Raw genomic sequence first — 22,920 nt, forward strand, 5'->3', positions numbered from 1 at the left:
CAGGATGCACATAGATATACCAGCCGGGGCAATATCCCCCACGCCCTTATCCGGTCGATTGCTGCGGATATCAGAACCCGAAGGTCGCTGAAACCGTGCCTCCAACCTTGCCGTCGCCAGTATTGCCGCTCACGCCTGCCGAGACATAGACTTTCTCGTCAAGCCGACCGGTCAATGATCCCGCGAAGCCTTGCTGACCGCCGTAGGTCGAGGCAGCTACGGTCATCGAAATGCCAGAGTCCGGCACGATCTTCCCTTGGCCTAGCGCCATGGCGGCTGCGATACCGCCATTAGCTGATCGTTCCACATCACCCAGCTGGAGCGACAGCGCATCGACGCGGTTCTCCAACGTTGTGACGCGTCCGGACAACGCTCCCAATTGTGCATCGGTAACCGCCGAAATCGCAGGTGCACTGATACCTACGCTGGTAGTGTTACTGACATTAGCGGTTGTGCGCGTGCCAGCCGCCGGAGCGAACTCAGGCGGGAGATCGATCACGGTGGCTTCTTCTCCCAGTGCGGCAACTTGTACGGGTTCAGCCGCTGCGACCAATTCCTGCTGCTCAGCAATAGCTAGCGTCTGGGGGGCAGCGCTGACCGGCGCGTTTGACACCATAGCTGGCCCACCATCAGTACTCGTTTTCGCAAAGTTGCCGGGTACTGCAGGAGCAACAACTGTAGCCACCGCCGGTGCTGCCGGTGCAGTTACCGTAGACACATTCGTGTTCGCCACTGCAGCGGTTGATTGTGATCCGCTCGGAGCACTCGCCATCGCCTCCGATCCAATCGGCGTGTTTACAAAGCCCAGATTGCCATTGGAATCGACGGTTACGAAGAATGTATCGCCCGACTGCAAATTATTTGAAGCAATCTGCGGCAGACCAGGAAGTGTGTAGCTGTAGCTAGCCGTTCCTAGCATCATCTGGTTTACGCGGGTTGCTTGCGCTTGCCGTCCGATTGCAATGCTGTTGATAAAGGCCGCACTGGAGAAGGCCCCTAGTGACAGGCTGAAATCACCGCTCGATTGCGACTGATAACCGACTGATGTGGAGCGCGTGCCACCAGAACTTGCGAATGCACCGACCGCAGTTGATTGAAGACCCCCTGATGTTGATCGATACCCTGCGGCAGTCGAATTCACTCCGCTTGCGGTCGCTACAGAGCCAACCGCAGTAGCATCATTGGCGGTGGCTTTGGAAAGAAAGCCGACTGCCGCCGCGCGTGTTGCGCTGGCATTGGCATTGGTGCCAAGTGCGGCGGAGGATAAACCTGACGATTTCGCGCGTGTACCGATCGCCGAGGAATCTTCTCCACTAGCATTGGCGCCCTCGCCCAGCGCCGCTGCGCCATCGCCGGTGGCTCTTGCTGATGTGCTGGTCGAATTTACTGCTAGGTAGTCGAGGACCGGTGCAGCGCCAGCGATAGCACCCTCAATTGCATCATTGAGCTGCCCAAGATTCACAGCATCGTTCAACTCGGTCCCATCAGCAACATTTACGATCTGGCGCTTATTGACGCTGCTACCTACCGAAATAGTACCGGCCCGATCAGCTATGGAGTTCGCCCCAATGGCCACTGATTTGTCAGCCGATGCCTCACTGCCTAAGCCGATTGAGATTGAGTGAAGACCCGAAGCGGTGGCGCCGCCGTCTCCCAATCCCTCATCCGATCCAATTGCAATCGACCCCTCCCCTTCAGAGCGTGATCGAAACCCAAGTGATATCCCAAGCCTTGCTCCGACAGTCGCGTCCCAGCCGATTGCTGTACCTCTTTCAGTTGAAACGGCAGCATTGGCTCCCAGCGCAGTCGAGAACTCGCCGCGCGCAGAGGAAAATGATCCGAAAGCACTCGCTTGGTTCGCGGTCACATCCGCGCGATAACCTACGACAATTGATCGTTCTCCTGAGGCGTCCGCAAAGCTACCTATAGCAATTGAATCAAGTTCAGCCCCGCTCGCTTCACGTCCAATGGCCACAGAACCAATCCCAGTCGCACCTGCCTTATCGCCGATTGCAACGCCGGCAAAGCCGCTGGCGTTGGTCTCAAAGCCGATTGCAATAGTGTTTGCTTGAGTAGCTCTAGCATCTTCCCCCAGCGCAATGGCATCTGCTCCGGTTGCCGTTGGCAATGGGCCTTCACTCTGCACTGCCAAATATTCGGATCCAACACCAGAAACGCCCGCCAATGCGGTGTTAAGCTGTGCTAGGTTGACCGCATCAGTGCCCTGCGTACCTGCTGCGACGTTGGTGATTTGCCGTTCAGCACCTGCACTACCAACAGAGATCGTGTCTGCCCTAGTATTTACCGATTTCGCTCCCAATGCGACAGAATTCTCTGCAAACGCCAGAGCATCGGTTCCAATCGCTATCGAATTTATGCCGAGCGCGTCTGCACCGATAGTACCGCTACTATCATCGTCGTCACCATCGCTACCTATTGCAATCGCACCCTCTACCCGGGCGATTGCTGCATAACCAATCGCGTTCGAGTTATCGCCAATTGCAAAAGTGATTGCGCCCAAAGCTTGCGAGTTGACACCCGACGCTTCAGCCGACTGGCCGATTGCTATACCCCTATCGGCCAGAGCCTCGGCCTGTTCCCCCAGCGCGACGCCTGCTTCGCCCTCAACTTTTGCACGATACCCGATTGCCGCACCATAGAGGGCATCTGATGCAGAGAGCTGACCGATGGCCACTCCCTGACCTCCTATACTGTTTGCGTTTCGACCAATCGCTACGCTTCCGCCGTTGAATGCAAGTGATGCAGCGCCAATAGCGATGCTGTTTGTGTCTGCATCTGCGGCAGCCCCGACTACAACGGCCGATTGGCCCGAGGCAAACGCCGAGTTTCCAAGTGATACCGCTGAAAGAGACGGATCACTGTTTGTTGGAGAACTCGTCGCGAATGCATTTGGACCAATCGCTATATCGCCGGAACCGGAACTACTACTATCTCCGCCAACCGCTATCGATTCACCACCTGATGCAGCGGCTGCAGTACCAACGGAATTTACGTCAACATACGGGTCGCTTGCAGATGCAACAGCCGCGTTCAGCTGGGCTACATTGACCGCATCAGTGTCCTGCGAACCTGCTGCAACGTTCACGATTTGGCGTTCCGAGCCGGAGCTGCCGACCGAAACTGTGTTCGCCCGATCGGCAATAGACTCTCGGCCCAGTGATACTGCGTTATTGGCAGTGACGCTTGAGAGAAAGCCGATGGCTATCGAGTCGTCTGCTGTTGTGGAGCTCCCTGCACCTATGGATACTCCATTGTTGGATTGAACAAACGCGCTCGCTCCCAATACGACTACGTTAGTACCAAGTGCACGAGCATTCTCGCCTATCGCTATTCCCCGGTCGCCCAAGAGGGAGCCGGCCCGGCTTCCTATTGCTATGCTTCCAATTCCGTCCGCAGATGTGAAGTTGATTGAGCCCGTGCTATCGCCACCAATTGCAACTGATCCGGCGCCGCGGGCGGCAGTGGTTACCCCGACGGCAGTACTGTTGAGTCCTTCAGCGCGGGACCTTTGCCCAATGCTGGTCGCGCCGTTCGCATTAGCAACCCCGCCCAACGAAATTGCCTCATCTGCAGTTGCCCTAGCGAAACGACCGATTGCGATCGCATTGGTTTGGCTCGCTGTCGCATCGACGCCGATTGCTACTGCTCCTTCACCATCTGCAGATGACCCGCTACCCACGGCAACTGCGCCAATGGTCCCTCCTGAAGCATAAGTTCCCGCGCCGATTGCAGTTGAGTTACTATCGTCTGCTGTTGCGCCAAAACCGCATGCCAATCGCGAATCATCATTGTCGCTGCCCGCACCTCCGTCCGCATCGACATCAGTGTCAGCATTCCCGTCATCATTGGTATCGAGCAAACAATCGTCAGCCTGCGCTGGCGTAGAAATGGCGACAAATGACGTGGAGGCGAGCAGCGCGGCGGCTGCGGATTTAGCGGTGAAGTTCATGCGAAAGCCCTCAAAATGGGGCAACCCCTTTGGTGTACCCTCGAGTCGGTATCAGACAATGAAAAATGTTTGAGGGCAAGTATTTGCGCGGTCTTTTTCCGATATGGGACAATCTTGCTGTACAGCGATAAGTTGCGGGTTCTGCTGGCTTTCCTCTTTTCGCCGGATACTCTAGTCTCCGCCACGACTTGGGGAGAACACAATGCTCAGAAATATTGTTATCGCATTTGCCGCCATCGCCCTGGCCGCAGCACCTGCTGCCGCGCAGCGGGTTGGCTATCAGCCGGCGAATATGTGGGGCGGGTATAAGGACAAGGAAACCAAGCCGGGGATTTACCGCGTGGTGGCGAAGCTCAACGCCTGGTCAGGAGGAGCACGCCGAGCCTATGCAATGGCGCATTACCGCGCCGCCGAGATCATGGCTGGGAAGGAATTCACCCACTTCCGCATCCTCAAGATGAAATCGTCAGAGCTGGTGATGCAGGGCTCGACACCAACAGGATCGAATTTCGGCAAGACACACCTATGGGTGCGCGGAGCCAGCGGAGCCGATGATGTCGAAGGCTGCGATATGAAAGGCAAGAAAGCGGATCGCTGCGTGACCTTATCGGTCAGTGAAACGATGGCGCTTTACAGAAAGCAATTGGATTTTGAGAAGTATTAAGCGCGCGCCACGCAGGCTCAGGGACTGCAGGTTTTACTATTCAATATCCTGAGTGGTTTCGAGGCCTTACCAGAACACTTCATCGGCAATCATTTCACTGAGCAGAAGCGTTGACTGATTGGCTTTGGTTGAAGTGATAAGGCGGACATAGGCTCGGACCATTTCTGCAGCGCTTCCCTCCAAGCAGTTACGGCGGCGGAATAGACAGTTTCCGCATAAGATTTATGTTGGCGCTCCGCATATTCGTCCTCGCTGATACTGGTTTGATAGGTGTTGCAGAGGTTGGCGATCTCGCCTCCGCTCCGTACGCATTCTTGATGAGGGCTGATATCGTTTAGGTCGCAGGTGAACTGCGCAACATCGTCGCGCAGCGCAGTAGCTGCGGCTTTCGTAACATCGTCGCTAATCAGAGCTGCGATCGGCTTGATCATGCCAGCAAGCATATCGGGTATGAGTAAGTCAGCTTCGTTTGATTCGTCTGTGCTTAGAGAATTCTCGATCGGCATATCGCACTCCCAAATTACTGTCCGAGCCTGTGCTATAACAGACGGCAATATTCGCAAAGCGATCATGCGTATATGGATTTGCACCCAGTGCTGGACCCGACTCGGATTAGCGCCTAATACTCCCACATCCCCGGGGAGGCTGCTTGGCCTGAGAGGTGGGCTTGGCGTCCCACGACCCGTTGAACCTGAACCGACTAATTTCGGCGGAGGGAGCGGGCTGATACGGGAAATCCCATCAGACATCCGTTCTCCGTCTATTGGAGAATACGCGCATGGCTGACATCAACTCACACATCGAAATCGGCGTAACCACCGGCCCCATTCGCGGCAGCCGCAAGGTTTATGTGCCGTCGCCGGGCAACAAAGATGTAAAAGTCGCGATGCGCGAGATCGAGTTGGAGCCGACCAGCGGCGAACCACCAGTGCGGGTCTATGATACCTCTGGCCCGTACTCCGATCCGGCTGCGCAGATTGACATCAATAAAGGTCTTCCGCAGCTCCGCCGTGATTGGATCATGGGCCGTGATGATGTCGAGGAATATGATGCGCGCGAAGTGAAGCCTGAAGATAACGGCCAGCTCGGCCCGGATCGTTCGGGAGGCGTCCCCGAATATCCCAACGTCATCAGCAAGCCGCTGCGCGCCAAGGCCGGTCAGAACGTCAGCCAGATGCACTATGCCCGCAAAGGCATCATCACGCCCGAGATGGAATATGTCGCCACGCGCGAAAATATCGGCCGCGAGATCGCCCGCTCTGCCCCGTCAGGCGGCGAAAGCTACGGCGCAGCGATCCCCGAATTCGTTACCCCCGAATTCGTCCGCGATGAAGTCGCCAGAGGCCGTGCAATCATTCCCAACAATATCAACCACCCTGAAACAGAGCCGATGGCGATCGGACGCAACTTCCTCGTCAAGATCAACGCCAATATCGGCAACAGCGCGGTTGCATCGGACGTCGCCAATGAAGTCGACAAGATGGTCTGGGCCACCCGCTGGGGCGCGGATACGGTGATGGACCTCAGTACGGGGCGCAACATTCACGACACGCGCGAATGGATCATCCGCAACTCCTCCGTCCCCATCGGCACCGTGCCGATCTATCAGGCGCTGGAGAAAGTCGGCGGCGTCGCCGAAGACCTCACCTGGGAAATCTTCCGCGACACGCTGATCGAACAGGCCGAGCAAGGCGTCGACTATTTCACCATCCATGCCGGCGTGCGCCTGCCCTATGTCCCGATGGCCGCAAAACGCGTCACCGGCATCGTCAGCCGCGGCGGCAGCATCATGGCGAAATGGTGCCTTGCGCATCACAAGGAATCGTTCCTCTACGAGCACTTCGACGACATTACCGAAATCATGAAAGCCTATGACATCGCCTATTCGCTGGGCGACGGCCTGCGCCCCGGCAGCATCGCCGACGCCAATGACGAGGCACAATTCGCCGAGCTCTACACGCTAGGCGAACTGACCCACCGCGCGTGGAAGGAAGATGTGCAGGTGATGATCGAAGGGCCGGGCCACGTGCCCATGCACAAGATCAAGGAGAATATGGACAAGCAGCTGGAGGTGTGCGGCGAAGCGCCCTTTTACACGCTTGGCCCCCTCGTGACCGATATCGCGCCGGGTTACGACCACATCACCAGCGGCATCGGCGCAGCGCAAATCGGCTGGTACGGCACCGCAATGCTTTGCTACGTCACCCCGAAAGAACATTTGGGCCTGCCCGACCGCGACGATGTGAAAGTCGGCGTGGTGACCTACAAGCTGGCCGCCCACGCCGCCGATCTCGCCAAAGGCCACCCCGCCGCCCAAGTCCGTGACGATGCCCTGTCAAAAGCCCGCTTCGAATTCCGCTGGCGCGACCAGTTCAACCTCAGCCTCGACCCCGAAACCGCCGAGGAATATCACGACCAGACATTGCCAGCTGAAGGCGCAAAGACTGCGCACTTCTGCAGCATGTGCGGCCCGAAATTCTGCTCGATGCAGATCAGCCAAGAGGTGCGTGATTTTGCAGCTAAGCAGAATCAAACCGCCGAAGGCTTTATCGCCAGCGAGAAACTGGGCGCGGATACGGCGGAGGCAAGCCGTAAGGCTGCCGAAGAGGGAATGCGCGAGATGAGCGAACGCTTCAAAGAAGAAGGCAGCGAGATTTATCTGCCTTCTGATTGAGCAGAGGGGCCGAGGGGGGCGAAAGCCCCCGACGCGACCGAGCGCAGTGAGGTCAACTAGCCGAGAGGGCGGGCGAATTGTATTTGCTGGCGGAGGAGTGAGCGGGCCTTTACAGTCTGATTGTCTTGAGATTAGGCTTATGCCGATTTGAGAGGGTCATTGTTATGCGTATCCTAGTTTTTCTGTCGTGCCTACTCGTTGCAACAGTAGCTCAAGCACAATCGATGAAGGAAGCCAAAAAACCCCGCGGGACAAGCGTGCTCAGCGGTTTTTGTACGCTGGGCGACCCAGTTGAAAAGAAATGCGGGCTGCGAGACGTTAGGCTGCAAAGCCGTGTCGAGAGCGGTGGGGCGCCCGTTTGGGGCCGCATTTTCACCTATATCCTCAATGGCGATAAGCGCATTGGCAAGAATAAGGTATCGAAGGGATCGCAGCTTCAGGGCTTTGCGATCAAGACTTATAACCCGAAGAAGAAGGGCCAAGATGAGTACCGCTTCCTCGTCGACCCTGAGTGGGCGAGCATCGATATCTGGCGTGACGATTTTGCAATTGTGCAGCAGCCTGGAACACAAAACTGGTTCCGTCTTGACCTGCCGTCCGGCGCAAAAACGTTCTTGGGGGAGGGGGCTTACTCCCGGAGTCGATCTTTTGGCGGCCCATACCTTAGCATGATCGATGGCGGAAAATCGCACCGGGTGTTGGTGTCAAAAAAGGCGGACGGAAGCCTTGCCGCCCGGCTGATAAATTCAGAGGGGCACGCATCTTCCGTCGTGATCGATAACATTGCTCCACCAGAAGTGCTCGCCGAGGGGCGTTTTCCAGTTGAGACATTTTATGATGGAATCGCATTGGTCAATCGCGTCGATGCAGACGGGCGCCATTACAACCAGCTCTTCAGTGAGGACGGTGACAAAGCGCTTACTCCCCCGTTTGCACCAATGTTGGTGGTAAGGGACCTCCACTCTTATCCAATGGTTGTGCTCGATGAACAAAAAGGTCTGTATTGGCCCGTTATTTCAGGCGAAGACATTTTTGCCAAACCTGAAGCTCTGCTGGGGTTACGCCCAGCGAAAGCAGGAACAGATGTTGCGGAGCTTACTTCGTTGGCGTCAAGCAAATCCAGCGCCAATTATCAGCTACTTGATTGCAAAGGCGGTAGCTGTGCTTTTAGTAAGCACTGGGTGGCGATTTGGGATACTCCAGACGGGCTTCGTCTTGCGCCGACGCTAGCCGCTGGAGTGACAAATGTTGATAACAGGACAGAATATAAGTCGGCTTATATTCCGCATATGGATTCCATTCTTTCGAGCCAGGCCGACGCAGAATATGTATCGCTGAACCCGCTATCCAAGCCTAGTCCCGAAACCGGCGCATTTGCGGCCGTTCGCAGCGATGGGCGCGCCGACTTGCTGAGCGATGGATTCTCTGCATTAAACCGAGAGCCCTTGGCTAACGCAGCGTCGATCACGAATTTTCGAACGACTTATTACCGTCAGAAGCTGCGCGAACGTGACGAGCGTGATGCGCGCTTGCGCGCCGAGCGAGCCGAAGCTGCACGGCTTTCACGGTTGGCGCAGCAAGAACGCCAACGAAAACGCGCGGCCGAGCAGGAAGCCATGCATTCGCGAATACGCCAACTTCAACAGCAGGGTGACCATTTTGGGGCGTGGTTGATTGCCAGAAGGGGCAACAGCCAAGCGGTTGCCAATTGGGTAGTCGGATCTTTGCGCGGTGGATATGACCAGATCGGCGACAATAATCTGCAGATTGCTACCCATTATGCTGTGGGCGACGATTTGCGTCTTGTGCAGAATGAAATCGCCAAACGGCGCGCGAGGGCGGCTGAAGTCTACATCCCGCGTGTCATTCTGGGCGGTTCTCCCCGCACCCCGCTCCATCCGGCTCAGCGTTCAGCCTCTCAGCCAACCAATACAGACCAGTCCTATCGGGAGCAATCCTATATGGATTATCTGAGTGGACGAACGAGCCAATACAGATGTGGCGCATCAAGCTTCTGCAACTGAAGCGATCGCTCCAAATTTCGCGGGTAATGAACACAAAGGATCGCATCAATAATCGGGCTTCGTCATAACGCCCGTAAGAACAAGCCGCTCAAAGTCACCAAAATCGGCAACTTTGTCGGGATTGTCCTGCCCAAGGATGTGCTGGCGCGGCTGCGGGTGGGGTAGGGCGATGCTGTGTATCTGTCCGAGACTCCTGATGGCGTGCAGCTGACGGCTATCGATCCGGATTTCGCCGCCAAGATGGAAGCGGCGGAAGAGATTATGCGCGAGGACCGCGATATCCTGCGCGAATTGGCGAAGTAATAGCAACAGACGTGTCCCCCTCCCTTGAGGGAGGGGCTAGGGGTGGGTGCTCGACATTTGTAATCGGGACGCCAGACAGCGATGCCGTACACCCACACCCGACCTCTCCCTCAAGGGAGAGGAGTAAGGTATGACCGACCACAAAGAGCCCGAATGGCTCTCGCTCGATATCGCTTTGGCGGTGCATGACCGATAGCTTTCCGAACATGGCGGACCAACCGGCGTGTGCGATCAGGGCGCGTTGGAAAGCGCGCTCGCGCGTCCGGTCAATGAATGGACCTACGGCGAGGACGATCTGTGTGCGCAGGCCGCTGCCTATGCCTTCGGTATCGCCCGCAATCACGCCTTTGCCGATGGCGACAAGCGCACCGCATGGGTCTTTGCGCGGCTGTTCCTGCGACTGAACGGGCAGAGCCTCTCGTTTCCACCGAGGGAGGCGATAGACATTGTTGTGGCACTCGCGGGTGGCGAATTGAGCGAGGCGGAATTGCCCGACTGGTTCCGTGAGCGCTTAGCTTTAGCCCTTTTCGTCATTCCCGCGAACGCGGGGACCCAGAGTGGATTAGCGCTCGGTTGCCCTAGGTTCCCGCTTCCGCGGGAATGACGTGGGTTTTTTGATGGCACCTTTGGCTGGATACCCGCGCGTTCTCAGGCGCGCTACCGTTGCTTCGCGCCCTCCGCGCTTTCCTACACGCCCAAAATCTGCCTTAAGCTGCCGGATGAGCAAGCACGACACATCCCTTTCGCCCGCCACTCCCCATAAACACACGCCGCGCCATGACGGCTGGACCCTCACCAAACAGGCCGCGTTCCTTCGCGCGCTGTCGGCCACGCACTCGGTCACCGAGGCCGCCAAGTCGGTCTCCATGTCGCGGCAGTCGGCGTATCGGCTGCGCTCCAAGCTGAAGGGGCAGGCGTTCGATCTGGCTTGGGAGGTGGCGTTTCATCACTCCTTCGACGTCCTCGCGCACACGGCGCTGGACCGTGCGCTGAACGGGACCGAGATGCCGGTGTTCTTTCAGGGCGAGCAAATCGGCAGCTACCGCAAGTTCGACGAGCGGCTGACGGTTGCGATGATGCGGATGATGACGTTCGGCGGCAATCCGGCGTTCGGGCGGCTTGGCCCTGCGGCGGAGCGCAATGCGCGCGATTTCGAGGCGTTGCTCGGCAAGCTCGAAAATGGCGAGCCGGTGGAGACCGGCGCGCTCACTCCCGAAGACCCGGCCGAGTTCGATGGCCTGCGCGGTTTCGGGCCGGGTGCGGGCAAAAACACAAGCCCCTATTCCTGTCCGTCCGCCCTCTCCGACGACGAATTAATGGCGGTATTACAAGAGGCTAAAGAGGATGCGCGAAAGTGACGCGGTGTCACCTTTGTCACCCTGTCCTGGGATTATCCGATGGCGCAGCAGTCAGCCTGAGAGGTGCGACAGGCCGCGTTCTTGAGTTGTTGCGCGAATATGCTGATAAGGGCCGCCGACGCTAACCGTCTGAATATGGAGCGTAAGCATGGATTCTAACTGGACTATCGCGCTGGCCACTGCTGCTCTCCATTCCAGATTGCGCGCAATTGCCGACACTGTGCAGCCGGGCGTTCTGGTAACAGGGGAACCAGCCGGGCAGGATACGCAGCCTGCGGTTGAAGTGCGGCTGTACCAGATCGATCGCAAGCCCGCAGTCCGCAATCGCAGCATGTCCCGGCGTGGCGGCGCGGGGCAGCATGGCCGGATACGGCAACCCATTATACTGGATCTGCATTATGCTTTGGCCGTCTCGGCAAGAGCGGGCTTTATCGGCGAGGCGCTGTGCGGGAGCATTATCAGCTCTCTCGAGCAGCACCCCCTGATCGACAGCGATGAACTGTCCCGAGCGGCAAGCAGCGGCCCGGAATTGCTGCGCGAAGCGTATGAGGCTGCGGTGGCACAAGGCACGGCCTTCGAACCGCTGCGTATCGAATGGAGCCAGCCGGGTGCAGTCAGTACGCCTCCGCCGCTGGCAGATCGCTGGAGCATACCGCTCTATTGCAAGGCGTCTGCGGTAATGCAGGCTGACGGGTAGCCGCTGTGCGAACAGGCCAGTGCCTCTCCCTAGATGATCGCTACCCCGACCCAGCGCGCTTCTTTCTCAGAGACCTCGGCCGTCCTTGTATCCCGGTATGGCGCACCTCGCCTCCCGATTAGCCTCAAGCTATTGCACATTGCCGGCGGGTACAGACTGAAAATCGGGTGTCACCTCCGCTGCGCGCAGGGCGCTCAATAGGTGCGCCTGCCCAAAAATCTGCATGCGGACGGGACTCGCGGCGAACGGGCACAGTTTAGATAGACCGTGTGGAATCGCAAGGAGGCTGTATATGCGGTTATGGGTATTGGCAGGGGCATGGGTATGGGCAGGGGCAGGGGCAGGGGCAGGGGAAGTATGCCGACCAGAATGACTCAATCGGACGGCTCTCGCGCCGCTATTTTCCTGAAGCCCGCTTTGCTGCTCGGCCTGCTAGCGGCTGATCTGTTGCATTGGGCGGATGTCTATGCGGAATGGGATCGCGATTGGTCGCTCTTCAGTGTGCCGATTAAATTCTGGCTGATGTATCTGGCAGTATTTGCCGCCGCCTATGTCCGGTGCGCGTGGCTGCGGTGGAGCTTTGCCGTGTTTCTCGCTCTTTCGACTGCGATCGTGCTGGGAGCGGGAGCGGTTACCGGGGTACCGATCAGCTTCTTTGATTTCGTGACTATGATCGATGCACGCAGTGCGCTGCCCGATATGTATGCCATGCATGGCGGCATAATTATGTGGGCGAGCTTGCCTGCATTACTTGCCTTGTTCGGCGTGGGCCTGTCGCCACCAGCATACCCGAAGTGGCTTGATGCGAAAACGGTCCAAGTGGGTATGATCCTGCTCGCGCTGGTTGCTGCCGGTTTTCTAATCCGGACCGTCTACGGCACTCAAGGCGCAGTGAAGGCACATGCAGCTCCGTGGCTGGGGCTCAGTTACGCGGCGCTGTATGGGTATGAAAGCACGCAGGGCCATGTCGGTGTGCGTGAGCAGGTTGCGCTGCCGCTATCCGGCGGCCCGCCTGCGCGTGATATCGTCCTGATCGTCGATGAGAGTGTCGCCGGACCGTATCTGGACCTTATAAACCCCGATGGTGAGCGATCCGGCCTGCTCGATGCTGGCCGATCATGGAATGTGGCGAATTTCGGCATCACCAGCTCTATGACCAATTGCAGCATGGCCACCAATGCAGGCCTGCGTTTTGGTGCGCAGCGCGATGACTTCCGCCGCAATATTGCGCTAGCCCCGTCGATCTGGGCGCACGCACAGAGTGCAGGCTTGCGCACCGTGTATATGTATGGACAGCGTGGCGGGCGCTCCGAAAACTACATGACCGACGCCGAGAAATTGGACATCGACGAGGAAATCTATTTCGATGGTGTCGAGGCGTCTCTGCGTGATTTCCGTATTGCGGATGCATTGGCGGAGCGGCTGAACAATGGTGTTCCAGAGTTCATACTGGTCAACAAATACGGCGTGCATTTCCCACTCAAGGATATTGTTCCTGACGAAAATGCTAAGCAGCCCGACATGGAAGGAGCGGCGATTATTGCTGGCGGTATTCCGCTGGGCGAAGAGGCATCCGGACCTGACGGTTGGGCCGTTTACAAGGCGGCATATCGCCGCGCAGTCTCGCGCTCGGTCGGCGGGTTCTTCGACCATCTGGACGCCCAACTGGCTGAAGACGCGCCGCCATTCACCATGATCTACACCTCTGATCACGGGCAGCAATTTCATGAACGCGGGCTACCGGGGGAACTCGTCCATTGCCGTAAAGATGCGGTGATGGAGGAAGCTGTCGTGCCGCTTGCAATTGTCGAAAACGAACCGGCAATGATTGATTGGCAGCAGGCAGCAACCGCCAACCGCAATCGCAAGAGCCACTTCCAGATTTTCCCAAGCCTGCTGCGCATCATGGGCTACGAGACCAACGGCGTGCGCGGCAAATATGGCCCCGACCTGATCGATCCCGAAGAAGATCCGCAAACCTTCGCCAGCGAGATGCATATCCATTTCGGCTGGGAGCCGCTGTGGCATGCCGTCAAGCCGGCGTGCGTGATTATGCCGGGCGCCGAGCGGGAGGTGCTGCGCCGTCCGGAATGCCGGCATAAGCGCCGACCCTATTAGGCGAAGCATGACCGATGCGTGACCCAAGTCCTGTCAGAGCGCAAATGCTCAGCGGGGCGGAATAATTGTCGTTTCCTTACAAACCGGTGCGGCGATGATCGTGCTAATGAGCCACAGTTAAGCATATTGGAGTGGGGATCATGGAATGAGTATTGTATTGGCAGCTAGCCTGTTGGCATTGCAAGGTGCCAAACTGGTCGATGGGCCACAGGCAGATGCCTCGGGCCTTGCAGCAGAATATGGCAGCGGTGTGTGCCGGATAAGCGTGTTCGGCAAGGACAACGATGGCGAGCGTATCCGCGCGGAAGTGTCAAACCGTCTGCGGGATGGTAATCTGGCGCTTCGGATGACCGGCCCCTTCGTCAACAAGTTTCGCAGCGAAGACAATGAAGCCAATCATCCGATGACAGTGAAATTCGATAGCGGCACCAGCGGACCCTCGCGCTCCGGCGGCTACAACACCGGCGGCTTTCGCGAATATGTGTGGGGCGGCTGGGGTGCTGGAGAGGCGTCTGACAAGATGTATAATGGCTTTGCGGGCGCCAGTTCTTTCACGGTAGAGATTGACGGCAACAGCTACGGGCCTTTCACATGGCAGGGCAAAGGCGCTGTGTATAATGCCATGGAAAAATGCGCTGACGACAATAGCTGATCGGCGTACCAAAACGGTTGAACAGGAGCCTGACAGTGATTTCCAGACTGCTTCGACTGCTGTGTGTACCGCTTGTTTTCGGCGGAGCGATATTGAGTTCCGGCAACGTGGCAGCGCAGGATAAAAAGGCCGAATGGTGGTCCAATCTCGAAGCGTGCAGTTTCGAAAACCAACCCCCTTGTCACAAAGCAGTCGAACTGGCGGCAGAACTGTTCGAACGGACTGATCGTGACGTTGCCACCACCTGGATGAAAGTGTGCATGGCGGGTGACACAGACCGGTGCGAGATCGGGTATCGCCGCTTCCGCAAAACCAGTTTCGAACAAGATGGTCGCCCAATCTCGCATATGTTTGCGCGGATATCCTGTTTTGCAGGCATGTATGATCTGTGCCGCCCATGGGACGATTTCGAAACGACCGATCCGGGTAAGCGCGCTTTGGTTATGGCGGATGTCTGCCTGCAGGGCGCCTCCCCCAATACGTGCTGGGAAGCGCTCAGATATTACCGGAACCAGAAGGGATATCACAACGCAATCACTTACGATCTGTCTAGAACGTTGTGCGAGCGCTACGGGGCCGGAGCCGCCTGCCGTGCATGGGCAGAAGCGCTGGAGGCCAATTGGGATCACCGCCGGGCGTATACGTTCCACAAACAGTCGTGCGACGCGGGCTTGCGGGAAAGCTGCCCTGATGCGGCGCGCCTGAAGCGCCGTGTCGATTATGAGAATCGTCAGGCGCAGGCCAAGCAGGAGGCTGAGCTGCAGCGTCAGAGAGCGGCGGAACAGACAACCACCTGGCGCGCTCAAGCAAACACCTTCGGATACACATCAACCACAGGTTACGTGCGAACACCGACAACACCTTTCGGCAGCAGTTCGCGCGATGTCGCCAATTGGCGGCGATATCAGCGTAATCTGTGTCTGGGTAATCCGGTCAATAAGACATGCTGGTAATTGGGACCGTGCAGTAAAAGGGGCTTTTGAAGATGACAGACATCCAACCATATCATTGGCTGCGATCAGGCGCAGCGCTGTCTGTGCTGCTGATTACATCTTTGGCGCCGATAACTGGCACGGCCAATGCAAGAAATCTCAATGCGCAGGACATCTATGACGCACGCATTATCGCGGCCCACAATTGCAACAATACCGCGAAAGCGGCGGAGTATAGCGAGGCGGCAATCGACCGATGCGCGGCAATCTATCAAGCCACGCTGAAGATTGAGCGGGACGCGGCTGATGCCACACCACAGCAGCGCAACACACTTGCCATTGCCCGCGGCCTGTCGATGCTCACCGTCGGCGCGGGTTATGCCAAACTGGATGGAAAAATGACTGCGCGGGCTTGCCGGGCAGTGGCCGCTCTCCAGCAAGCACTGGCCTTATATACCGCTGGGGCATCTCCGGGGTTGGAAGGGTTGTATTCCCTGCTGACCAACACACGAGATGTATCGGTTCCCAAATGCCGACAAGGCGGCCATATGTGATTTCGCGGCTGCTTGGCGGGCTCACTCGCTCGTCAACGTTTTTGCCGCATCTTTACCAACACCTGATCCAGCGCCTGCAAAAATTCGCTTCGGTCGCGCTTGCTAAATGGTGGTGGTCCGCCGATCCCGTCGCCTGCATTCATGCCGCTGCGCAGATCGGCCATGATCGCGCGGGTCGCGATGGCGCTGCCAATCGAGTCCTTGGTGAACGGCCTGCCATTATGCGCCAGCACCTGTGCATCGGCCTTGACGCAGCGCTCTGCCAACAGGATGTCGGCAGTGATAATGACGGTGCTTGGGGCGGCGCGTTCCGCAATCCAATCATCCGCTGCATCGAAGCTGTCATTGACCACCACACGGCTGACCAGCGGGCTTTGTGGGATACGAAACGGGGAATTGCTCACAATCACAACGGGCACCTTGTGGCGCGCGGCGACCTTGTAGATTTCCTCTTTCACCGGACAGGCATCGGCATCGACAAGGATGGTCAGTCTGCTGCTCATACCGACCGGATCAATGTTTAGTCATCCGCACCAGCGACCAATCATAACCAAGCTCGACGACACGGCTTTTCAGCTTGGCTTGTAGCTTGGCATCAGGCTTTGCCTCGCGGGTCAGCATCCACAGATAGCGCCCACTGGGTTCACCCACGATCGACCATTCGTAAGCCTCGCCGCGATCCAGAACCCAGTAATCGCCATAGAACGGGCCGAAGAAGGAGACCTTAAGCTTCGCTCCATCGGAACCCTCGACAATCTTGGCGCGTCCGGTCGATTGGTCGGCGTCATTTTCGACGCTCCGCTTGCGGCAGGAATTGACGACCTTGATCTTGCCATCCTCACGCAAGGAATAGTCCGCTGTGACAGCTTCGCAGCCTTTTTGGAACGGCGCTTCGTAGCGGCCATATTCGTACCAGCGGCCCAGATATTTGCTTGTATCGACAGATTTTGCGGGCTGCGGAACGGCGATGTTGCCAACCGGGCCCGGCTTGCCCACGCATCCGGAAGTGGCGATTGCTACCGCTATTGCTGCAATGATTGTCCGGGGCTTCATCTGCTGTCCTTCGCATGTCGGTGTTAGCCGGATGTGTGCTCTGAGGACCAGACGCCGGTTTGTCGAGGGCGAGAGAGAAGCCAAATTGGGCAGGGGATGAGAGTTTGATATTCACCCACCTGCCCAAAGCGGTAACATTATCCACTTTGCAGCAGCGTGGTGGCACTGGCTTGCATAAGCGCGACAAAGTCAAACAGATTGCTATTAAGGCGCTAAGCGCAATCATCTGAGGGTTCGATGAACCACCAGCAAACTGACCTGTATTTTTCAGGAAATGGCTGTAAAGCTTTGTAACATCCGAGCCACCTGATGCGTTTGCCGGGCTTGCGCATGTCATATTTTTGTCAGAAAAGAGTTTCAGAAGTGAGGCGGTAGTAGGGACGTCGATGTATTCATTGATTTATGTCAGCACCGTCGCGGACGGCGCGGACGAGGCTAGCGTTGATGCAATATCCAAAGTGGCGGCGAAGAATAATTCCCTCGCCGGTGTGACCGGTATGCTCGCTTATAACGGGCAACATTTCATGCAGCTTCTCGAAGGGCGCCGCGATGTGATCGACGAGCTGATCGAGACAATTGCGCGCGATACGAGACATCGCGATATGGCTATCATCCGCCGTGAGGATAAGACCAGCAGAGAATGCCCGGATTGGTCAATGCGGATTTTCGTGGTGCCTCGCGCCAAAGCGGGTAGTGCGCAGGAACTGACAGAATCGCTTCCGGAAGAATTCCGGCCCGAAACCAAAATGCTGTTTACGAGCTTCGGATCGATGGTTCGCGACAACTCAGGAGAATTGGAATGATCGGCAGAAGTTTACTGATGGGCATTACCGCCTTTGTGCTTGCCGGTTGCGGGGGAAATGCTGAGCCTGGTACAGTAACCGCTGATACCGCCGAGAAGTTTGCCGGTGTCGGCCCCGGCGAGACTCTCTATTTCGGCGGTAATGAGCCGTTTTGGGGTGGCGATGTCACTGGGGAAGAGCTGCGCTACACAACACCGGAAAACATCGAAGGTGAGGTCATCGCGGTGAAACGCTTTGCCGGAATGGGTGGGTTGAGTCTCAGTGGAGACCTTAGCGGTGCCACATTCGACATGCTTGTGACCGATAGCCCCTGTAGCGATACGATGGCCGACCGCGACTATCCCTTCACCATCACTCTGAAGATCGGCGAAGAGACCCGCAGCGGCTGCGGCTGGACCGATGCAAAGCCGTTTACCGGCGACCAGAACCCGTGATCCAACACATTATCCGACACATTCCGATCCATTGCCCAACCTGCCGATAAACAGCCGATGCACTGCGCATTAGGCGAATCTGCAATACCGTGCTAATACGCTCTCGCTGACGTCGAAATTTGCGACGGAACTTCGGTACTTGGACTTCGGAATAGCGCCCATAATCGGGCGATTCCACGTTTGGCGACGACTTCCTTTCATTTCACGCACTGATGCATACCCCTGCCGCAGCACTTCCGCTGTGAAGGGTTCTACGTTCTCGAAAGGAACGCCAATAATGACTACCGGTACAGTAAAATTCTTCAACGCCGACAAGGGCTATGGTTTCATTTCGCCTGAAGATGGCGGCGATGACGCATTCGTTCACATCACAGCCGTACATGCCGCTGGCATGCAGACGCTGGATAAGGAACAGCGCGTAAATTACGAACTGGAAACAGGCCGTAACGGCAAAACTTCTGCAGTGAACCTGACAGAGGCGTAAGCCTGGTTTACGCCAAATTTTGAGCGGCCGGATGCGGCATCAAACCCGCATCCGGCTTCTCACAGAGATACCCATGATGACTACCGTAGGAGAGATGTTTTGAGTCAGAATTTCGAATTCTACAATACCCGTGCGAACGAAGCCGCGGCGGAAGCAGCTGTAGCGACGCTGGACAATGTCCGCGAACGTGCACTCCGGTCCGAAACCGCATGGCGCGAAATGGCCGACCGCGCGAAACAGATGGAACAGGAGCGCGAAGTCGCCCGCATCGAACGCGAGAAACGTCAGGCAGAAACAGCCGAACTGGCCGCTGCCAAAGAACTGGAAGCCGTTCCTGCTGAATGACCGCGACGGTTTTTTAACGAACTGGGCGCGGGTCAATCACTTGGAAAAATGTGACCCGCCGCCTCAGCCTCAGCGATAATCTCCGAACCGGTCTTCATCGGGCATTGCTGCACGAAGTCATAATAGCCCGGCTTCTCGTCGATGAATATCTGCTGCAGAAACCCGATATTATCGGGCAGATCGAACAGCCCCGCCAGAAAACTGTAGTGATCGTCCGGCGTAAACCGGTACCACAGATTGCTGCCGCATGTGTTACAGAACGCCCGCTCCGCCCATTGGGATGAGGGGTAGCTGGTCACATGCTCTTCACCCGACAGTGTGAAGCTCTTGCCGCTTATTCCCATGAACGCCATCCCGCCCCAGCGGCGGCACATATCGCAGTGACAAATATCGAGATGCGGTTTCATTTGTGCAACCACGATGGTCACTGCACCGCACAGACATTTGCCTTCGGCCTGATCGATCACGCCAGCGTCATCATGTGCATCCATATCGCATCCCCTTCCGTAGCTGTATCATCGCAGGTAGAGTGTGTGTGTGTCCACAATGGCGAAATCAATCCAATTCGGAACCACCGCTTCGCTGGCGCATTGCTACCCTTGAACCCCGACATTCTGTCGTGGACTCCTATTTCTCCTAATTCAGAGGATCTACTTTCATGAAGAAATTCGCTATTCCCGCACTCGCATCGGCACTTGCACTGGCAGCATGTGCTGAACCTGTAGACGAAACCACAACTGCTGAACCAGAAGCAACCGAAGCTGTTGCAGCTGAGCCCGCCGGTACAATCGTCGAAGTCGCATCGGGCAATGAAGATTTCTCGACATTGGTCGCTGCAGTCGGCGCAGCCGATCTCGCTGAAACGCTGTCGGGCGAAGGTCCATTCACCGTGTTCGCACCAACCAATGCTGCTTTTGAAAAGCTGCCAGAAGGCACCGTGGACGGCTTGCTCAAGCCGGAAGCAAAAGACGATCTGACCGGTATTCTGACATACCACGTCGTCAGCGGCAAAACGATGGCCGAAGCACTTGATGCGGCGATTCTTGACGGTCGCGGCAAGGCGGAACTGACGACGGTCCAAGGCGGCACACTAACTGCCGAAGCATCGATGGGTACTGTCACCCTGACCGACGCAGCAGGGAATACAGCCACCGTCACAGCCGCCGATATTGAAGCAACGAATGGCGTTATCCATGTGATCGACACGGTTCTGATGCCCGCAGCAGCCGAAAAAGAATAATTCCGGCGGCATAGCCTGATCGAAGAAGAAGGGGCGGCTCTTGCACGGTGCAAGGGCCGCCCTTTTCGTTTTTGTGCAAGTGTGCGGCTCGCCATGTGATAGAAGCGCTGCACACCCAATCACGAGGACCACCGGAATGACCGTCAAGACATTGTTTGCCAGCCTTGTCACAATGGGAGGTCTCATGCTGCTGCCCACGCCTGCATATGCCTCCTTCGACGACCAATATATGTGTGACGCGCTGGGCGATGCCGATGCTCTGGTGGTCATCTCGTCCGAAAATTCCGCCAACGCGTCCGTGCAGATCTCGGTCACCCATGATGGCGGCATGGAAGGCGAGGTGTCGGTCATCGATATGCGCCAGATCCCCGCCGCATCGGGCATGAAATATGCCGGTCTCGGCTATGTGTTCCACGCAAAAGGGCCGGAGGGCATCCTCGAAACCGAAGCCGGTTCGACCACCTGCCGGTTTGCTGGCGAGGAAGCGCCCGATGAAATGTCGGGCTCTGGGGACGAAGAAACCGATGCCTATGCAGAATCGCAATCGCTGGAGGCTCCGGCCACATCATGGGGCGGCATTGTCCGCGCCGGTCCGGGCATGGAGTTTGACCGCGTGACCAGCCTGCGAGAAGGTGATCCGGTGACTCTGCTGGTCGATACGGGTGAGGAAATGAACGGCTATCGATGGTTTATGATCCGCCTGTCCGATGGCACCGAAGCCTATCAATGGGGCGGCATCCTGTGCACCGAGGCCCCGCAGATCGACGGCACTTTTGCAGGCGAGGGGTGTCCTTAGCCTAGCGTGCCCCCCCATGGCGAGATTGGTACGAAGAGATTTGTCAGTAATTAGGCAATGGGCTGAGTGTGCTTGCGACATCCCCATCTCGTCATTGCGAGCGAAGCGCGGCAATCCAGAGTATTTCGCGCCAACTCTGGATTGCCGGGTCGCCCGCTGTTTCGTCTTCGACTCCAGCTTCGCTTCCTCGTAATGACGAAACAGCGGGCTTTTTACTCTGGGGCAACCCCAGCCTTTTCCAGTTCTGGCCCAAGCCGCCGCGTAAGCCATAGCCACCACATTTTGAAATCCGAAATCAGGCTCCATAACGGATAGGTGAAGGTCGCAGGGCGGTTCTTCTCGACCGTGAAATGCGCGAGCCATGCGAAGAAATATCCCGCAACTGGCATAGCGGCGAGCCACCACCAATTGCCCTTACTAAACCCCGTCCACACCGCAAACACCGCGACCGCAATCACCAGCGTGGTCCCGATATAATGCAACGCGCGGGTTGTCGGCTTGGAATGCTCACGCAGGTAAAACGGCCAGAACTCCGCGAAGGTGGTGTAGGTCTTGGTCATGGGGGGAGGATGAACCGGCGTTCTAATGTCGTCAAGCGAGGCGGGCGGGGCATGCACCCCCGCCCGCCTTGTGGCCGGAAAGCTAGTTAAACTGGCCGTCGAGTACAATACGCGTTTCGGTACCGCTTGCTGGCATGTCGACGGAACTGATTGAATATTTCAGCCCGACGCCAGGCACTTTCACCCTGACTGATGAGAAGTCCATCAACAACGGGCGCTGTTTGGACAATTGCCGGTTTACGATTCCCGTAACGCCAATCCGCACTTTGATGCGCCAGCGTAGAATTTTGATCGTCATCACAAAATCCAGTTTCGAGACCTGCCCGCGACCATAAATCTTTGCGCCGTCGACATCGAAATGAACGGCGGCTTGCTTTCCTTCGAATCGAATCCATGGGCTGGTAGCCTTGACGCAGAATTTCCTGCCAAAAACCTTGATGCAGGCTTTCGCTCTAGCCCGTACTGCAATCTTGAGATTGCTCAGTGTTACTGGATTGCCCATCGCTGGATCAGGCCGTTTAGAAAGCTCGGCTTCGACCCAATCGATGCCAGCCTCGAACCTGCTTGACGCAAAATCGGAAAATTTTTGCCCGAATTCGTCATCATCTTCCATACGTTGGCGGATCGATGAGATCGATTTCGAGCGACTGCTGCTCTCGTCCACCGCGTAAGGCGCAACCAATGCATGCGCCTCTGCATCGGAATCAGCACTAACGAGGCCTTGGCCGCTTTCTTGATCGAGATAGGCGTCAATTATGGCATCCAACACACCATCAAAATTAGCTTCGAAAGCATCGTCATCAGACGATGTGTCGCCGTCTAGGAAAGTGATTTCAGCGTCCTCTCCTTCAGCGACAGGAAAGTCCGGATTGCCTCCTTTTGCTGCGCTTTTCACATTGCCGTCGACTCTCATCCGATATGGATATTTGAGTGCACCAAAGAGGTCTTGTGCCAGTGTCGATCCGATAATCATTGCCAGATCAGTCATCTTCAAATCTCCCTTTATTGAAAGTTCGACAAAGCTAGAGACAATGGGCCAGACCATATGTGACTTGGGTCACATTGCTTTCCTACACACATAAAATCTGCCTAATTGGTCTGTATGGCTGTTCTCTCCCCTGACGTTCTCCCGCCGCGTGCGGATGCTGGCGGCGTTTCTGTTCGCGCTGGGGCAGCCCGCGTCCGCCTCACCGCTCCCGCGAAAAGGTGCCAGATAAGGCCTCTGTTCCCCGTCCGTAACCCTCGCATGAAGACTGGTA

The 22,920-nt window shown here is 56.9% G+C and carries 23 protein-coding genes, 1 pseudogene and 1 riboswitch; of the genes and pseudogenes, 17 read left to right on the forward strand and 7 right to left on the reverse strand.

Annotated elements, in window-relative coordinates; translation table 11 throughout:
- Positions 1–70: 70 nt before the first annotated feature.
- Positions 71–3,970, reverse strand: coding sequence for a YadA-like family protein (locus tag GRI35_RS04560; RefSeq protein ID WP_160613074.1), 3,900 nt, complete (start codon positions 3,968–3,970; stop codon positions 71–73).
- Positions 3,971–4,172: 202 nt separating this feature from the next.
- On the opposite strand from GRI35_RS04560, the gene GRI35_RS04565 reads away from it, so the two are divergent.
- Positions 4,173–4,634 (forward strand): hypothetical protein, encoded by a 462-nt coding sequence (locus GRI35_RS04565; RefSeq protein WP_160613075.1) that lies wholly within the window; start codon positions 4,173–4,175, stop codon positions 4,632–4,634.
- A gap of 89 nt (positions 4,635–4,723) precedes the next feature.
- Here GRI35_RS04565 and GRI35_RS04570 read toward each other — a convergent pair whose 3' ends face one another.
- On the reverse strand, positions 4,724–5,140 hold the full coding sequence (locus tag GRI35_RS04570; protein WP_160613076.1) for a hypothetical protein: 417 nt from the start codon (positions 5,138–5,140) through the stop codon (positions 4,724–4,726).
- A gap of 121 nt (positions 5,141–5,261) precedes the next feature.
- A riboswitch (TPP riboswitch) is annotated at positions 5,262–5,371 on the forward strand.
- A gap of 41 nt (positions 5,372–5,412) precedes the next feature.
- On the opposite strand from GRI35_RS04570, the gene thiC reads away from it, so the two are divergent.
- The 10 genes and pseudogenes from thiC (at position 5,413) to GRI35_RS04620 (ending at position 15,946) form a co-directional block, all read left to right on the forward strand.
- Positions 5,413–7,308 carry a phosphomethylpyrimidine synthase ThiC gene (thiC, locus tag GRI35_RS04575; RefSeq protein ID WP_160613077.1) on the forward strand — a complete coding sequence of 632 codons (1,896 nt, stop codon included), beginning with the start codon at positions 5,413–5,415 and terminating at the stop codon, positions 7,306–7,308.
- Between the two features lie 164 nt (positions 7,309–7,472).
- Positions 7,473–9,332, forward strand: coding sequence for a hypothetical protein (locus GRI35_RS04580; RefSeq protein ID WP_160613078.1), 1,860 nt, complete (start codon positions 7,473–7,475; stop codon positions 9,330–9,332).
- A gap of 51 nt (positions 9,333–9,383) precedes the next feature.
- A pseudogene (locus GRI35_RS04585) lies at positions 9,384–9,635 on the forward strand (AbrB/MazE/SpoVT family DNA-binding domain-containing protein).
- 223 nt (positions 9,636–9,858) lie between these two features.
- Complete coding sequence (locus GRI35_RS04590; RefSeq protein WP_328598423.1) at positions 9,859–10,239, forward strand: type II toxin-antitoxin system death-on-curing family toxin; 381 nt, start codon at positions 9,859–9,861, stop codon at positions 10,237–10,239.
- Positions 10,240–10,354: 115 nt separating this feature from the next.
- Entirely contained in the window at positions 10,355–10,993 is a 639-nt protein-coding gene (locus GRI35_RS04595) for a hypothetical protein (protein WP_160613079.1), read from the forward strand.
- A 148-nt stretch (positions 10,994–11,141) separates the two neighbouring features.
- On the forward strand, positions 11,142–11,690 hold the full coding sequence (locus GRI35_RS04600; RefSeq protein ID WP_160613080.1) for a Pvc16 family protein: 549 nt from the start codon (positions 11,142–11,144) through the stop codon (positions 11,688–11,690).
- Positions 11,691–12,059: 369 nt separating this feature from the next.
- On the forward strand, positions 12,060–13,808 hold the full coding sequence (locus GRI35_RS04605) for an LTA synthase family protein (RefSeq protein WP_160613081.1): 1,749 nt from the start codon (positions 12,060–12,062) through the stop codon (positions 13,806–13,808).
- 145 nt (positions 13,809–13,953) lie between these two features.
- On the forward strand, positions 13,954–14,460 hold the full coding sequence (locus GRI35_RS04610) for a hypothetical protein (RefSeq protein WP_160613082.1): 507 nt from the start codon (positions 13,954–13,956) through the stop codon (positions 14,458–14,460).
- Positions 14,461–14,552: 92 nt separating this feature from the next.
- Positions 14,553–15,413 (forward strand): hypothetical protein, encoded by an 861-nt coding sequence (locus GRI35_RS04615; RefSeq protein WP_202390506.1) that lies wholly within the window; start codon positions 14,553–14,555, stop codon positions 15,411–15,413.
- 32 nt (positions 15,414–15,445) lie between these two features.
- Positions 15,446–15,946: a hypothetical protein gene (locus GRI35_RS04620; RefSeq protein ID WP_160613083.1), complete on the forward strand. Its 501-nt coding sequence runs from the start codon at positions 15,446–15,448 to the stop codon at positions 15,944–15,946.
- A 32-nt stretch (positions 15,947–15,978) separates the two neighbouring features.
- Here GRI35_RS04620 and GRI35_RS04625 read toward each other — a convergent pair whose 3' ends face one another.
- Complete coding sequence (locus GRI35_RS04625; RefSeq protein WP_202390507.1) at positions 15,979–16,449, reverse strand: YaiI/YqxD family protein; 471 nt, start codon at positions 16,447–16,449, stop codon at positions 15,979–15,981.
- A gap of 10 nt (positions 16,450–16,459) precedes the next feature.
- The gene (locus GRI35_RS04630; protein WP_160613084.1) at positions 16,460–16,999 is read right to left on the reverse strand and encodes a lipocalin family protein; all 540 of its coding nucleotides are present in this window, start codon (positions 16,997–16,999) and stop codon (positions 16,460–16,462) included.
- A gap of 386 nt (positions 17,000–17,385) precedes the next feature.
- On the opposite strand from GRI35_RS04630, the gene GRI35_RS04635 reads away from it, so the two are divergent.
- The 4 genes from GRI35_RS04635 to GRI35_RS04650 all read left to right on the forward strand — a co-directional run bounded on the left by GRI35_RS04635 (position 17,386) and on the right by GRI35_RS04650 (position 19,065).
- Positions 17,386–17,802, forward strand: a complete 417-nt coding sequence (locus GRI35_RS04635; protein WP_160613085.1) for a BLUF domain-containing protein — start codon at positions 17,386–17,388, stop codon at positions 17,800–17,802.
- Positions 17,799–18,236, forward strand: coding sequence for a COG3650 family protein (locus tag GRI35_RS04640; protein ID WP_160613086.1), 438 nt, complete (start codon positions 17,799–17,801; stop codon positions 18,234–18,236). Before GRI35_RS04635 ends, GRI35_RS04640 begins: the two co-directional genes overlap by 4 nt.
- 277 nt (positions 18,237–18,513) lie before the next feature.
- Positions 18,514–18,720 (forward strand): cold-shock protein, encoded by a 207-nt coding sequence (locus GRI35_RS04645; protein ID WP_202390508.1) that lies wholly within the window; start codon positions 18,514–18,516, stop codon positions 18,718–18,720.
- A gap of 99 nt (positions 18,721–18,819) precedes the next feature.
- Positions 18,820–19,065, forward strand: coding sequence for a hypothetical protein (locus tag GRI35_RS04650; protein ID WP_160613087.1), 246 nt, complete (start codon positions 18,820–18,822; stop codon positions 19,063–19,065).
- 32 nt (positions 19,066–19,097) lie between these two features.
- On the opposite strand, the gene GRI35_RS04655 is transcribed toward GRI35_RS04650, so the two are convergent.
- Complete coding sequence (locus GRI35_RS04655) at positions 19,098–19,556, reverse strand: GFA family protein (protein WP_160613088.1); 459 nt, start codon at positions 19,554–19,556, stop codon at positions 19,098–19,100.
- Between the two features lie 167 nt (positions 19,557–19,723).
- Here GRI35_RS04655 and GRI35_RS04660 point away from each other — a divergent pair, with 167 nt between their 5' ends.
- Together GRI35_RS04660 and GRI35_RS04665 are read left to right on the forward strand one after the other, a co-directional pair.
- Positions 19,724–20,305 (forward strand): fasciclin domain-containing protein, encoded by a 582-nt coding sequence (locus GRI35_RS04660; protein WP_160613089.1) that lies wholly within the window; start codon positions 19,724–19,726, stop codon positions 20,303–20,305.
- Positions 20,306–20,441: 136 nt separating this feature from the next.
- Positions 20,442–21,101 (forward strand): MliC family protein, encoded by a 660-nt coding sequence (locus GRI35_RS04665; protein ID WP_160613090.1) that lies wholly within the window; start codon positions 20,442–20,444, stop codon positions 21,099–21,101.
- 212 nt (positions 21,102–21,313) lie between these two features.
- Here GRI35_RS04665 and GRI35_RS04670 read toward each other — a convergent pair whose 3' ends face one another.
- Together GRI35_RS04670 and GRI35_RS04675 are read right to left on the reverse strand one after the other, a co-directional pair.
- The gene (locus tag GRI35_RS04670; protein ID WP_160613091.1) at positions 21,314–21,661 is read right to left on the reverse strand and encodes a DUF962 domain-containing protein; all 348 of its coding nucleotides are present in this window, start codon (positions 21,659–21,661) and stop codon (positions 21,314–21,316) included.
- Between the two features lie 82 nt (positions 21,662–21,743).
- Positions 21,744–22,649 (reverse strand): hypothetical protein, encoded by a 906-nt coding sequence (locus tag GRI35_RS04675; protein ID WP_160613092.1) that lies wholly within the window; start codon positions 22,647–22,649, stop codon positions 21,744–21,746.
- Between the last annotated feature and the right edge of the window lie 271 nt (positions 22,650–22,920).

Origin of the sequence: Pontixanthobacter aestiaquae (assembly GCF_009827455.1) — a bacterium.
GTDB lineage: Bacteria > Pseudomonadota > Alphaproteobacteria > Sphingomonadales > Sphingomonadaceae > Pontixanthobacter > Pontixanthobacter aestiaquae.